We start from the raw sequence: 14,668 nt of genomic DNA on the forward strand, positions 1-14,668 counted from the left end.
TAAAAATAAATGAAATCAGGTAATATATTTAAAGGAATAAGAGGTAAGATAATTTTATGCTTCTTCTCAATCATCTTTTTATTCTGTGCATATGGAGTGATCAGTAGCTACCTGCTTACTAAAAACAAAAAGGCTACTGAGCAAATAAATACAACGGATCAGCCAAGTATTACTCATTTAACTGAGCTTGAGCTATTGCTTATTCAGTCAAAAAATCTAATGACCAATTGGGTTAAAATTGACATAGAAAATCATCCTGATAAAATTAAGCTTAAGCAGATACATGCCAAGGATTATCCTCAGCTGAAGGAAAAATTAACGTCGCTTCAAAAAAACTGGAAAGACCAGACCTTAGCAGATTCTTTAAAGAACCTGATTAAAGAGATCGACAAAACTTTCATAATGCAGAAAGAGATTATGACCAGCCTGGCCACTTTTGACAGCTATCAGGATGGCATCACTCCAATATTAAGCGAAAGTAAAAGCGATGAGATTTCAACAAACATCAATAGTATTTCTGTTCATCTACATAAAATACTTGATGAACTTAAACATACCACAAGTGACCAGCAAATAAGCATGATTGAAAACATGCAACTTTTGACTCGTACTAATTTTATTCTGCTTGGCTTTATTATTATACTTGGATTTTTACTTACAATAAGACTTTCCAGTCAAATAATAAAACCGGTCAACTCTTTGCACAATCTTGTTAATAAAGTTTCCAAAGGTGAACTGGACAATACTTCCATTAAGATAACCAATGATGAAATTGGAGAAATGATGGGTGATGTACAGAAAATGGTAGAGGGTCTAAAAACTACCGCCACTTTCGCAAATGAAATTGGAAAAGGGAATCTGGAATCTGAATTTGCTCCGCTAAGTGAGAAAGATGTACTTGGCAATGCTCTGATTACGATGAGAGACAATCTTGTTAAAGTTGCAAAAGAAGATAAGCAGAGAAACTGGTCAAATGAAGGTTATGCAGCATTCGGTGAGATCTTAAGAAATCATTATGATAGTACCAATGAAATGCTTGATACATTCCTTATCAAACTTGTAAAATATGTACAGGCAAATCAAGGGTGGCTATATATTGTGAATGATGAGAATGAAAATGATCCTTACCTTGAATTAAAAAGCGTTTATGCTTTTGACAGGAAAAAATTCCAGACCAAACGAATTGGTAAAGGGGAAGGCCTTGCAGGACAAGCATGGATCGAAGGAGACCTTATCTACCTCACTGATGTTCCTGATAGTTATGTAACTATTACATCTGGACTTGGAGATTCAAATCCAAAAGCAATATTGATTGTGCCGATAAAAGTCAACGATACAATAAACGGAGTAATGGAGTTCGCATCATTCAATGAATTCCAGCCTTATCAGGTTGAATTCATTCAAAAGCTTAGTGAAACTCTTGCCTCTTCCCTTTCAACTATGAAAATAAACGAAAGAACAAAAATACTTCTGGAAGAATCGCAAAAGCAAAGAAACCAGATGCATGAACAGGAAGAAGAGCTCAGACAAAATCTTGAAGAGTTACAAGCTACTCAGGAAGAAATGAAAAGAAAACAGGAAAACACTGACCTTCTTATTCAGCAGTTAAAAGCGCATGAACTTGAACTGATGAAAGAAAATGATAGCCTGAAGAGCAAAGTATAAAATCAATCAATCGAAAACCTAAGCAAAATCATTTATTAACCATTAAAATTTTAAAAGCAATAAACATCGTGCAACTTCAAGCTTCAGTATATCTTTTAATTTCAACAGCTAAAGTTTTAATAGATACTGTTCACCTCCTGTAGTTGCATCATATTCAAATTAACTTTCTGGAATATTATTTTGGATTGCCAACAATTCAGGAGAAAAAAATCATGTCCAGTTGGTTAACTCCTAATTAAATATCGCCTGATGTTACAAAGGTTTTAGAACTTTGGCCACTTCTTGTTGCCTGTTAAATCAAGCGCTAAAGAAATATGATTATCTCAAATATTTCACCAGTATAACTATAAATATTTACACATAATCAGTATGTAACCCAAACACCCAAAATTTACTTATTTACTTATTTAATTGACGCGTATAATGAATCCAAAATTTAAGAACTGCATATTATCTGCTGCCTTAGCTATGGCTATCCCCGCCATCTCCTATGCTCAAACTGACAGCACATTTCAACAATCAGAAGATATTACAGCTATATCACTCGAAGATTTGATGAATGTTAAAATTGTTTCAGCATCAAGATCTGAAGAGAAAGCATTTGAGGCTCCGTTATCATCATTTGTAGTTACGAGAAAAGAAATATTCAACTCTGGAGCTACTTCTATCCCCGAAGCGCTAAGACTTTGTCCAGGTTTGTTTGTAAAACAAATGTCAAATGGCGCATATGATGTAACTATCAGAGGAATGGACAACCTTCCTACTCACCAATATAACAATACAAATAGATTCATTCTTGTAATGATTGATAACAGGCCTGTATTCGATTATTTACAAGGCGGCACATATTGGCAAAACCTTCCTATCGACATTATAGATATTGAAAGAATTGAGGTTGTATTAGGTCCTTCTGCCCCTTTATATGGTCCTAATGCCGTTACCGGAGTAATTAATATCATTACCAAGAGCCTTGACAAAAATGGTATTTCAGCTACCGCGCATGCACAAGCAGGTGCTCCTGGGACTTATATAGGTCAAGCTTATATAGGCTTTAAACCATCCGAGAAAATTGATGTATCAGGTTCCTTTAATTATCAAAACAGACATAGAGGTACTGTTGATTTTTATGATTTTGAAAAAAGACAATTCATAACCAACCTGGATTCATCATCAACTGAATCATATAAGAACCCTGATAGCAGAAAGCAATACCTTCCTAACCCTGATCTTGCCCTTGAGAAAACTGCAGGTAATTTAAATGTTAATCTTAGACCAGCTGAAGATATCAAAATACATTTAGCTAGCGGATATAATCAAAACAGGGCATGGTATGGAATTAGTGCTGGCTCTCCAATGACATACTTAAGTAACAAGAGTTACTACGGTATGATCAAAAGCGAACTGAAAGGCTTCTTAGTTCAAGCTTCCATATTAAATGGTGTACAAGGTTTAGTTGGCGACGTTTCACAATATCAATATAAGTATAGAAATATCGATGCTTATATAGATTATACTATAAAAGTAACGGATAAATTTAACATTCGTCCTGCTATCAATTACCAAAACAGTTCAGTAGATGATACGCCGTATACCGTAGATAAGAATAAGTCCGGAATTTTTAATAATAAGGCTACAATGTTCAATTTTGCTGCATCATTGAAAGCAGATTATACATTAGGTAAATTTAGATTCATTGGGGCTCTTAGAGGCGATAAATTCAAGTTTCCTGAAAAGTTATATCTATCTTATCAGGGTATCGTGAATTTCAGAGTAAACGAAAAGAATAATTTACGACTTGTTGCTGCTCGCTCCAATAGTGGCTCATTTATTTATGATACATATGCTAAACTAAATGTAGGCAATATTCCTCCTAATCCCTTCAATCCTTTTCCTACCCAAATATGGGTTCTTGGATCAAAAGACAGAAGACTGGTTACTAATGACATGTTAGAAATTGGATATCGCCTTCAGCTTATGGAAAATCTTCAGTTAGATATTGCGGGATTCCATCAAGTAGCTCAGAACTTTTCCAGCACGGTTCAAGAAGCACCAGCCGTTTCTAACAATGTAGTATTCGTAAATATGTCTATTACAAACCTGGATCTTAAGGCTGTACAAAATGGAGCAACTATCGCAATGAACCTGGCCCTTAGCAAAAACAAAATCAACATTAAACCTTTTGTAACAATACAAAAAACCAGACTTAAAAATTACTCTCCTTACTATTCGTCTCCAGAAGGATCTCAGAATCCTAATTATACAACTGAGACCCAATCTGACGTGGATGGAAAAGCCACTCCAAATGTTTATGGAGGATTTTATGCTAACTATACTCCAAACAGCAAGTGGAATGTCAATGTGAATGGATACCTAATGAGCAAATACTCCATATACACACTTTCCTCTACTCAGGATGGTGTTCCTTACAATGAGTTTCCCATCAGTAATATAAATGGAAAGTTAATCTTGAACGCTAAAATATCATATCAGTTAACTAAAAACTTAAACATATTCGCAAATACAAGAAACGCATTTGATGAAGATAGCAGAGAGTTTTTTGGATCTGATTTAATACACGGTTTATATTTAGCTGGTATCCACTTTGATTATTAGAATCATATTACTTTTAAATAAAAAAAGGGATTGCAAATGCAATCCCTTTTTTTTATTTAAGGTCTAAAAACAATTATTTCTGCTTAGCCCGCACCACAAGGCTTCCGAATTCAACCATTGTTCCCATCACTTCTCTGGATGGCTCCTCTATTTCAATTGAGTCCAATACTTCAAAATTATTAGACGAAAGGAGCAATATAAGCTCTTCTTTTGAATACATCGTAAAGCCATATTTAGTCACAGGAAGATTCTCCATAATATGTTTAGGTCTTACCACAACAATCAATTCTCCATCTGCCGTCAATACTCTTTTAAATTCATTAAGTGTAGTGATAGGATTTTCCCAGAAATAAATAGTATTGACTGTAAACAACTTGTTGTATGAATTATCTTTCAATGGCAGCTTATCTGCTGAAGCAAGATGAAACCTGACATTCCCGATTTTGACATATTCAGCATTCATCTTTTCGGATTCTTCAATCATAGTCTCTGAAAAATCACATCCTGTATATACTATGGTTGGATGTATAGAAACTATATTTTTAACAAAAAATCCATTGCCCATACCAATCTCCAATATTCTGTCGTGAGCACAGGGATTTACTGCTTTAATGGCTTCCAGATTCATAATTTTGTTTCCTTCATTCATATGAACCCCTGTCTTTACGCCATCTTCATTCGTTGGTCTTCTTAACTGACTTGCAAATGCTTTATATTGTTCTTCCATGGACTGTTATTATAGTTATATTCAACTCTAACTTACAGCTATTTATACTTATTTCAATCTATTTAGGATTGAATAATATCAAAATCAAATGTATCGCATAAGATATTAAACTGGCATAATATTTTCTGCAATTCAGGGTTCTTGAGATTTATATATTTTACTAATTAAAAAATTTGATCAAAAAAAAATGAGAGTAGTTTTATTTTTAATATTATTGATAACTATTAGTCAATATTCAACAGGACAGACTCAAATTGAAAACCTTGTATTTGAAGGGGCCGGTATTAGGGGTATAGCTTATAGCGGCGCAATATATGAACTCGAAAAAGCTGGAATTACAAGTAATATTAAAAAAGTAGGTGGCACGTCTGCAGGGGCAATAACAGCCTTAATGCTTTCTTTAGGATACACATCTTCTGAGATATATGAAATTATATCATCAACAAAATTTCAAAGTTTTAATGATGGTAAATTCATTTTTATAGGAGGAATCTACAGGATGAATAACAGCTTTGGCTGGTATCAAAGCGATACTTTTAACAAATGGCTTGAAAAAATTATAAGCAAAAAAACAGGCAATGCTGATATTACTTTTTCAGATCTGAAAAAAAATGGATTTAAGGATCTATACGTTACAGGCACCTGTCTGAACAAACAGCAACTGCTTGTATTCTCTGTGGAAACGTATCCATCCATGAAAATTAAAGATGCAGTAAGAGCATCCATGTCTATCCCTTTGTACTTTGAAGCAGTATTTATTGATAATATAGGCAACAGCTATAAAAATAAAAAATCCGGAAAAAATTTAGATATTGTCGTAGATGGAGGTATTACCGGCAACTTTCCTATATTCCTTTTTGATACTTATGCTAATGATTCTTTACAAGGAAAAATAAGAATACCAAATAATAAAACTTTGGGATTCAGAATTGACTCAGATGCTCAAATAATAAGTGACTCAATAAATCACAACCTTGCAACGCTTGAAATCAACAATACTATTGATTATCTGAGTGCATTTTACATCTATTCCATTGAGAGTCTTAACAGAATACCATTAATTCCTCAGGATTGGGAGCGGACAGTTTCAGTTTCTTCAGCAGGAATCAATCCCAGAGTGAGAAAATTATCTGAAAAAGAACTTAAAACACTCATTAAAAGCGGCGAAAACGCGACAGCAAAATTCTTGTCCGGAAAAAATAAATAAGTAAACCATTTCTAAATTGATCAAAATGGTTTGTATATCAAATGCTAAAAATAACAGATGCTGTAAGTCCCAGGTTATTCCTTAGACAGACAGCATCACTACTATTTTTTAAATAAGATTGGTTATTTGTTTACTTAGCAAATTTGCTATTCTTTTTCCCGTAGGCAAAATAAACCAGCATCCCTATTCCCATCCAAACAAATAATCTGATCCATGTATCTATAGGAAGAGCATACATCATATAAAAACAAACAACAACTCCCATTACTGGCACAAATGGTACCCATGGTGTTCTGAAAGCTCGGGGAGCATTCGGATTTGTTTTACGCATCACTAATACTCCGATACAAACAAGTACAAATGCAAACAATGTCCCAATGCTACTCATCTCTCCCACGACAGTAACAGGCACAAATGCTGCGAATAAACCAACAAATACAGCAAAAAGAATATTGGATTTATACGGAGTTTTGAATTTAGGATGTAAATCAGAGAATACAGATGGCAATAATCCGTCTTTAGACATGGTATAAAACACTCTGGACTGCCCCATCAATAAAACCATAACCACAGAGGAATATCCTCCCAGAATAGCTATAATGATCATTTCCTGAAAAAATTTATAAGGAGTATTTTCAATAGCTTTTGCCACTGGCGCAGCTTCTCCCACAAAGTTCTTGTAGTTTTCCAAACCTGTCATCACATGGGCAAATAGAACATAAAGGATCGTACAAATAACAAGTGATCCTAAAATTCCAATAGGCATATCCCTTTTAGGATTTTTAGCTTCCTGCGCTGCAGTGGACACAGCATCGAACCCAATGAAGGCGAAGAATACAACAGCAGCTCCCGTGACCACTCCTGTCCAACCGAAATGCTCAAATGCTCCTGTGTTTTCCGGAATATAAGGAATATAATTTTCCTTATTGATATATCCCCAACCAAGGAAGATAAAAGCCAAAACTACGGATACTTTAAGAACAACTACAAAATTATTCAGTCTTGCAGACTCCTTGGTACCTCTGATCAAAATTAAAGACATTAGAACTGTAATAAAAACAGCAGGAAGGTTTATGATTCCATTCACTGTCTGGCCATTAACTATCGTAGAATCGAATGGAGACATCATTAATTGAGCTGGCAGATCTACATTGTATAAATGGAACAATTTGCTTAAATATCTTGACCAGCTAATTGCCACGGTAGCAGCTCCAACAGCATATTCAAGGACCAGATCCCAACCGATAATCCAGGCTATAAATTCGCCCATAGTAACATAAGAATAGGTATAGGCACTACCTGCAATCGGTAGCATAGAAGCGAATTCTGCATAACAAAGTCCTGCAAATGCACAGCCCAAAGCGGCAATCATAAAAGATATTGTAACAGCAGGACCGGCATTATTAGCCGCTGCAATACCGGTAAGAGAGAATATACCTGCTCCGATAATTACACCTATTCCTAATGTTACCAGGTTAAATGCCCCCAGAGTCTTTTTGAGCTGCGGACCTTCTGTCGTGTCCTTTAACACCTCTTCCAGTGGCTTTGTCCTGAACAAACTGTTATTCGATTTCATGCTTCTGACTTAAAAATTCTTTTTTCTTAACACCTTAAAATATAAAACAAAAGTTAAAAATAAAAAAAAGCCCTGTAATATTAATCATTACAGGGCTTTTTTAATAAGTTGAGCTGTTTTTAGCTTGCTGAAAGCAAGGAAGCAATAACCATTGCTACAATTGAGACCAACTTGATAAGAATATTCAATGAAGGTCCGGATGTATCTTTAAACGGATCTCCTACAGTATCACCCACAACTGCAGCTTTATGAGGATCTGAGCCTTTAAAGTATTTTTTACCATTGATATCAACTCCGGTTTCAAACATCTTTTTAGCATTGTCCCACGCACCGCCTGCATTTGATTGGAAAAATGCCATCATAACTCCTGAAACAAGCACTCCTGCTAGGAACCCCCCTAAAGCCATTTTACCAAGAGTAAAACCAACTATAAGTGGAAATGTCAGAGCAATTGCACCAGGCAAAATCATATGGCGCAGAGCTGCTTTGGTAGAAATAGTTATACATTTCTCGTAATCTGCTTCTGCTTTTCCTTCCATGATACCTTTGATTTCTCTGAATTGCCTTCTAACCTCTTCCACCATCGCATTTGCAGATTGTCCTACAGCCTGAATTGCAAAACCTGAAAACAGGAATGGTGTCATTCCTCCAATCAGTAATCCCGCAAGTACTTTAGCATTCGCAATGTCAATTACTTCAAGACCTGAGGTCTCCATATATGCAGAGAACATTGCAAGAGATGTTAGTGCCGCGGAAGCAATCGCAAATCCTTTACCGATTGCAGCGGTTGTATTTCCTACAGAATCAAGAACATCAGTTTTTTCTCTGACTTCTTTTGGTAAAGCTGCCATTTCTGCAATTCCACCTGCATTATCAGCAATTGGTCCGAATGCATCTATAGCAAGCTGGATACCTGTAGTAGCCATCATTCCTGATGCTGCAATTGCTACACCATAAAGGCCAGCCATATTGAAGGCAAATATGATACCTAAAGATAGAATTACAACTGGAATCGCTGTAGAGAACATTCCCACACTAAGACCTGCAATAATGTTGGTCGCAGCTCCAGTCATAGATTGACGTGCAATCATAGTTACAGGGCCCCTGTCTTTTCCAGTGTAATATTCGATTACAAGACTGATCAAAGTACCAACTAACAAACCTATGATTACTGAATAGAAAATATTCACAGAATCAACAGACAATCCATTAATGTTGATATGTTTATCAAACATGAAGTCAATGATAAAATAAGAGGCAATTGCTGTAAGAATTACTGCTCCGAAGTTACCGACATTCAAAGCTACCTGAGGACTTCCTTTTTCTCCAACTTTTACAAAAAAAGAAGCTATAATTGAAAAGATAAGACCTGCAGCAGCAAGGAACAATGGAAGTAATATTGCAGGATTAGTACCTGAGATATCTTTGGTCATTGGTGCTACTGTGAGTCCAAGTACCATCGTTGCAAGTATTGTACTAACATAGGATCCGAAAAGATCTGCACCCATACCGGCTACGTCACCTACGTTATCACCTACGTTATCTGCAATAACAGCAGGGTTTCTTGGATCATCTTCTGGGATGCCGGCTTCTACTTTTCCAACTAGGTCAGCTCCAACATCAGCAGCTTTAGTATAGATACCCCCGCCTACTCTGGCAAACAATGCAAGACTTTCAGCTCCTAGAGAAAAACCTATCATTACTTCAAGTACCTTTTTTACTCTCCACGGCTCAACACCTAAAACAGAATGAATGTTACTGAATAGAAGGAATAAAACACTTATTCCAATAATTCCTATAGCAACAACGTTTATCCCCATGACTATACCACCTGAAAATGACACGTCCAGGGCTTTGGAAAGACTTGTTTTGGCAGCCTGAGTAGTTCTTACATTGCTTTTAGTGGCTATTTTCATACCAAGAAAACCAGCAAGAGCTGAAAAACAAGCACCTACCAGGAACGCTACTCCTATCAGCCAGTGTGAATTCTCTTCTTCAGCCAAAAATGAAAGCAACCCAGCAATAACGATGACGAATATCGACAAGGCTTTATACTCAGCCTTTAGAAATGATAGAGCACCATCTGCTATATGCTTAGCGATTACAGTCATTTTGCCTTCTCCGGCAGGCTGACTGGTCACCCACTTAGTTTTAAAAAAAGTAAATATCAGAGCTAACACTCCGAGAATGATAATTCCAAAAATCTCCATTTTAATTAGTTTAGGTTATTAATTAATTAGTAAACAAGATTTATATTAACTATCAAATTTACAGTAATTTAAATCAAAACCTAAAAGATAAAATCGGTAGACATGAAACTGGAGTGATTTTCTTTTACGATCTCTTTTATAATTACTTTATTTGGTTCTATCTCTTTAGCAGCTACAAGAGTTCTGATAGAGAATGCTCTTAATGCATCTTCTACAGAGAGTGTTCCTTCTGCCGAATCTTTTCTTCCATTGAATGGAAATACGTCCGGTCCTCTTTGACACTGGCTGTTAATATTCACTCTACATACCTGATTCACAAGTCTGTCTACAAGGTAAGCCAAGTCTTTAGAATCGCTTCCGAATAAACTCACCTGCTGCCCATAATTAGAGTTAACAATATAATCGATAGGCTCCTGAACATCATCAAATGCTACTACAGGCACTGCAGGCCCAAATTGTTCTTCGTGGAAAATCTTCATTGAAGAATCTACCGGAAATAAAATCGCAGGGTTAAAGTATGTGTTACAAATTGCACCACCATTAGGGTTAACCACTTTAGCGCCTTTAGATTCCGCATCTTTTATCAAGTCAGTAAGGTATCCTGGTTTTTCAGGCTCTGGTAGCGGAGTGATGGAAACACCATCTTCCCAAGGCATACCTCTCTTTAGTTTATCAAGCTCAGTTACAAATTTCTGAATGAACTGATCTTTAATTTTATTATGAACAAAAATGATCTTTAATGCAGTACAACGTTGTCCATTGAAAGAAAGCGAACCTAACAAACATTCCTTAACAGCATTATCAAGATCTGCGTGAGGAAGCACAATACCAGGGTTTTTAGCTTCAAGAGCTAAAACTGATCTCAGCCTATTTGGTTTAGGATGCTGACTTTTTAGTACGTTAGCTGATTTACTTGTACCTATAAAAGCCAATACATCAATTTTACCGGTTGACATCAATGGACCGACTGTGGCTCTGCCTCTTCCGTAAACTATGTTTACAACACCAGCAGGAAAACACTCCTGAAAAGCGGCAAGCAATGGTCTATGTAGGAGTACACCAATTTTCGCAGGTTTAAATACGATAGTGTTTCCCATAATCAGGGCAGGAATAAGAGTGGTGAAAGTCTCGTTCAAGGGATAATTGTATGGTCCCATACAAAGCACTACCCCAAGCGGTCCCCTTCTTACTTTCCCGATGATTCCCTGTTCAATTTCAAATCTTGAAGATTTTCTGTCGAGTATTTTTAATGCATTAATTGTATCATTTATGTATTCTACTGTTCTGTCAAATTCTTTTTCGGAATCCTTAAGTGGCTTTCCGGTTTCCCACATAAGCATGTTTACCACTTCCCACTTCTTCTCCTTCATTTTCCATGTAAACTTTTCAACAGCTTTAATCCTTTGATCTACATGCATCATCGGCCACTCGCCTGTTCCATTTTTGTAGGCATTTGCCGCGGCATCCATAGCTTCAAATGCTTCCTTTTCCGTTAATAGAGGAAAGCTTCCTAACTCAACCTGAGTTAGGGTTCCATCTTTTTCTATACAAACAGGAGAAAAAACCTTTTGTGTTGCCCCTTCTGCATGCTTAATTTCTCCATTGATCAAATATTCCTTTTGGTGTAAAGGTCCGTTCAGTTTTACTGAAGCAGGTATATTTTCCTCTTTTGGAAAAAGATTTTCAAAATTCATATTGGTTTATTGTTATCTGTTTAGTTTCTCTATTTTTTATCCGATGCTACCACCACCGGTAATTTCAACTGATTAGTAACATCTATAATGCTGATAAGTTTTTGGACCTCAAGAGTTCTGTCCATTTTTAACACAATGGTTGGGTTTTCCAGCCCCTGTGTGGTGGATTCCAGTTGGTCTTTCAAGACATCAAAATTAACTTCATCCTTGCCTATATAGATCTTAGAATCTTTATCTACAGTAAGGTTTACCACCTGTCTAGGAATCGCAGCACCTGTCTTTGCTTGTGGTAGCAATACCTTAATTGCATCCGGACTTGCCAGAGTTGACAACATCAGAAAGAATACCAACAAGAAAAACATAATATCTGACAATGCTGCAGCTTCTACCGCAGCATGAGCCTTTTTACGCCTTTTGATCTTCATATACTGGTTTGTGTAGAATGTCAAGGAAATCGATAGCCTGAAGTTCCAGACTTGTTACATTTTTCTCAATCATAGTATTGAGCAAAGTGTAAAAAATATGGGCAATGATACCTACAATAAGGCCAGCTGAAGAAGTGATCATTTTCTGATAAATACCGTCAGCAATAACTCCGATACTTATATTGTCATTTGCAGCAATATCCTGGAATGTATGGATCATACCGAATACAGTACCAAGGAATCCTAACATCGGAGCTACCGCTGCAATTCCGACAAGTAATCCCATGTTTTTTTCCATTTTAGAAACTTCAACAGCTGCAACATTTTCCATTGCGCTTTCAATATCTCTGATAGATGAACCTAAACGGATGATCGCTTTTTCAAGCATTCTTGCAACAGGCAGAGATGAGTTTTCGCACAGTCTGAGCGCTTCTGCTGTTTTACCTGTCTGCACCTTTTCCTTCACAATTGACAAAAGGCCTTTGTCAGGCTGAGCATTATTTTTAATATAGAGATATCTCTCTATGAAAATGTAAAATGAAATTAATGAAAGTATAAGAATTGGAACCATGATTAAACCACCCATCATGATCAATTGGAGGTAGGAAAGTCCTTCTTTAGGAGTTGAGCTGGCAGCTGTAGCGGCAACTAAAGCTGAGTCCATTTGCAGGAAAATAGTCATACTTAAATTTAGTCCTTGTTTTAGTGATTATCTCTTTAATTATATATCTGATTATCAATACTTAGATATACAGTTAGTATTATAAACGTCAGTTTCTATTTTAAATTTCAAGTTTTGATTCTTGCGGCAATTATAAATCCCTTTATTGCTCATTTAAGTTCCCAAATTGGAATAATAATAGCCAATTCAGGAGTTTTTTTTGATTTCTTTAATCTTTGATAAAATTAAGGCTAGGGTTAATAATGCAGAAACACCATTCACCCATCTTATAAACTTCAAACTTTCAACACCTTACATTTAAATTTTCAACTTTAGGAATGTAATATTACTATATCCCCAATTTAATTAGCGGCAAATATATGAATTTAACTTAATTCCCTAACAATGATATTTTTCACTTAGACAAGTATATAGGTTAAATCCTGAGATTATGATTCTTAATTATTGATTCCTTTTAAAACAGAAAAAAAAAGAGGTTGTCCGAAAGTCAGACAACCTCCAATCAAAAGATTTAAGTTTTTTTATGGAAAAACAATTCCCGGATATGAAGCTACATTTACCTGAGGCAAAGTTGAGCCATATTTATTATTTATAGCATTGATAAAGCCATTGGCAACTATTGCATTACCCTGAGGGGTAAGGTGAATTCCATCAAGGGAAAATGCTCCTCCTGTTACAAATGTTGCTGTAAATGTAAGACCTTCAAATGTTATCCCTGTTTTAAGGGAACTCATTACTGAAGCCATATCTGCAAAGGCAAGATCTTTTTGCTGGGCTACATTCAGGATGGTTTGGTTATATGCTGCAGTTGCTGATTTAATATTGGCAATCTCCGTTTGATCAAGCACATATTTACCTGGAATGGGAGTCTGACTTCCCCAACCATAACATTTTATGGAATCCTGAGGAATCGTTAACAATATTAATTCGTCGCTTTTTATTTGTCTCAGGCCTCCTGGAGCATTCTTATCGCTGATGATAAAAGGATTTTGTCCCAGATTGAAAGTAATTCCTAAAGGACCATAAGCTTGATTCAGAGCAACTACCTGGGTTTGTGATGTCAACGCTAAACCATTATAAGGTATAGTGGTAAAATATGGAATATCTGTAATATCAGGAATGTTCGCTATCACTCCTTTGGCTCCTCCTGCCAATACTGAATTTGCTATAGTATTCAGATATTGAGAATATGCAACTGGATTTGTAATACTATCTCCCCCCCCTTCACCTCCTGTCGATGCATATAGCAGCACATCATTATTTCCAATCCATATAGAAACAAATGTAGGGTTTTGAGCTACTACATCTCCTACTACTGTTGAAACTCCCGGATTGCTTGCTATCCTAAAATAAAATGGATTTCCAGGATTTGCTCCCAGCGGGCTTCTGCCAAAAAGGGGGGAAAGCAAATGAAAAGATTTTGCTCCTGGAACACCCATATTATTAAATGGCCCCTGACCTCCTATTGGATTAAGGTTTGCAAGATTAGGCTGGCCTGCCAACACAGGTGAGAGAGAAGTTACCCCTTTACAGTCAGTTACAGGAGCTAATACTCTTTTAGTAACTAATTGACCGTTTTGCACCCCTATCCCATTCTCGTCTACCATGTACGGAACCTTAAATGGTCCTCCGCCTGCCAATGCGAATTGCTGTGCAAGGATGTTGGTATAAGCATATGTTTGTCCTTGTATATACAAGGCACCACTAGAATAACCCGCCGTCAGAGAATTTCCCACGGCCACATATTTTGAAAAATTTGCAGACCCCGAAGTGACTGCAATATCTTCTTTTATATCCGGTTTGCATCCAAATGATAAAGCTGCGAGAGCTAAATAAAGATGCGCTATCTTAAGTTTCATAGTTCCTTTC

The 14,668-nt window shown here is 36.4% G+C and carries 10 protein-coding genes; 3 read left to right on the forward strand and 7 right to left on the reverse strand.

The window, feature by feature from the left end; genetic code table 11:
* The first annotated feature begins 9 nt into the window (after positions 1-9).
* Both K350_RS28960 and K350_RS0114945 read left to right on the forward strand, forming a co-directional pair.
* Entirely contained in the window at positions 10-1,665 is a 1,656-nt protein-coding gene (locus K350_RS28960) for a GAF domain-containing protein (protein ID WP_051313171.1), read from the forward strand.
* A 423-nt stretch (positions 1,666-2,088) separates the two neighbouring features.
* Positions 2,089-4,278 (forward strand): TonB-dependent receptor plug domain-containing protein, encoded by a 2,190-nt coding sequence (locus K350_RS0114945; RefSeq protein ID WP_028980601.1) that lies wholly within the window; start codon positions 2,089-2,091, stop codon positions 4,276-4,278.
* A 73-nt stretch (positions 4,279-4,351) separates the two neighbouring features.
* Here the strand turns inward: K350_RS0114945 and K350_RS0114950 are convergent, their stop codons facing one another.
* Positions 4,352-5,005: a class I SAM-dependent methyltransferase gene (locus K350_RS0114950; protein WP_028980602.1), complete on the reverse strand. Its 654-nt coding sequence runs from the start codon at positions 5,003-5,005 to the stop codon at positions 4,352-4,354.
* 187 nt (positions 5,006-5,192) lie between these two features.
* Between K350_RS0114950 and K350_RS31315 the strand changes: the two genes are divergently transcribed.
* The gene (locus tag K350_RS31315) at positions 5,193-6,212 is read left to right on the forward strand and encodes a patatin-like phospholipase family protein (protein ID WP_051313172.1); all 1,020 of its coding nucleotides are present in this window, start codon (positions 5,193-5,195) and stop codon (positions 6,210-6,212) included.
* Between the two features lie 130 nt (positions 6,213-6,342).
* Here the strand turns inward: K350_RS31315 and K350_RS0114960 are convergent, their stop codons facing one another.
* From K350_RS0114960 to K350_RS0114985, 6 genes are all read right to left on the reverse strand, one after another.
* On the reverse strand, positions 6,343-7,788 hold the full coding sequence (locus tag K350_RS0114960; protein WP_028980603.1) for an amino acid permease: 1,446 nt from the start codon (positions 7,786-7,788) through the stop codon (positions 6,343-6,345).
* A gap of 119 nt (positions 7,789-7,907) precedes the next feature.
* The gene (locus K350_RS28970; RefSeq protein ID WP_051313173.1) at positions 7,908-9,998 is read right to left on the reverse strand and encodes a sodium-translocating pyrophosphatase; all 2,091 of its coding nucleotides are present in this window, start codon (positions 9,996-9,998) and stop codon (positions 7,908-7,910) included.
* An 80-nt stretch (positions 9,999-10,078) separates the two neighbouring features.
* Positions 10,079-11,692 (reverse strand): NADP-dependent glyceraldehyde-3-phosphate dehydrogenase, encoded by a 1,614-nt coding sequence (locus tag K350_RS0114970; protein WP_028980604.1) that lies wholly within the window; start codon positions 11,690-11,692, stop codon positions 10,079-10,081.
* A 29-nt stretch (positions 11,693-11,721) separates the two neighbouring features.
* Positions 11,722-12,117 (reverse strand): ExbD/TolR family protein, encoded by a 396-nt coding sequence (locus K350_RS0114975; protein ID WP_028980605.1) that lies wholly within the window; start codon positions 12,115-12,117, stop codon positions 11,722-11,724.
* A complete protein-coding gene (locus K350_RS0114980) occupies positions 12,098-12,799 on the reverse strand; it encodes a MotA/TolQ/ExbB proton channel family protein (protein ID WP_028980606.1) in 702 nt (233 codons plus the stop codon). The genes K350_RS0114975 and K350_RS0114980 overlap by 20 nt, the downstream gene beginning before the upstream one ends.
* A 521-nt stretch (positions 12,800-13,320) precedes the next feature.
* Positions 13,321-14,658 carry an SGNH/GDSL hydrolase family protein gene (locus K350_RS0114985; protein WP_028980607.1) on the reverse strand — a complete coding sequence of 446 codons (1,338 nt, stop codon included), beginning with the start codon at positions 14,656-14,658 and terminating at the stop codon, positions 13,321-13,323.
* Between the last annotated feature and the right edge of the window lie 10 nt (positions 14,659-14,668).

The sequence above is a fragment of the Sporocytophaga myxococcoides DSM 11118 genome, assembly GCF_000426725.1.
GTDB lineage: Bacteria > Bacteroidota > Bacteroidia > Cytophagales > Cytophagaceae > Sporocytophaga > Sporocytophaga myxococcoides.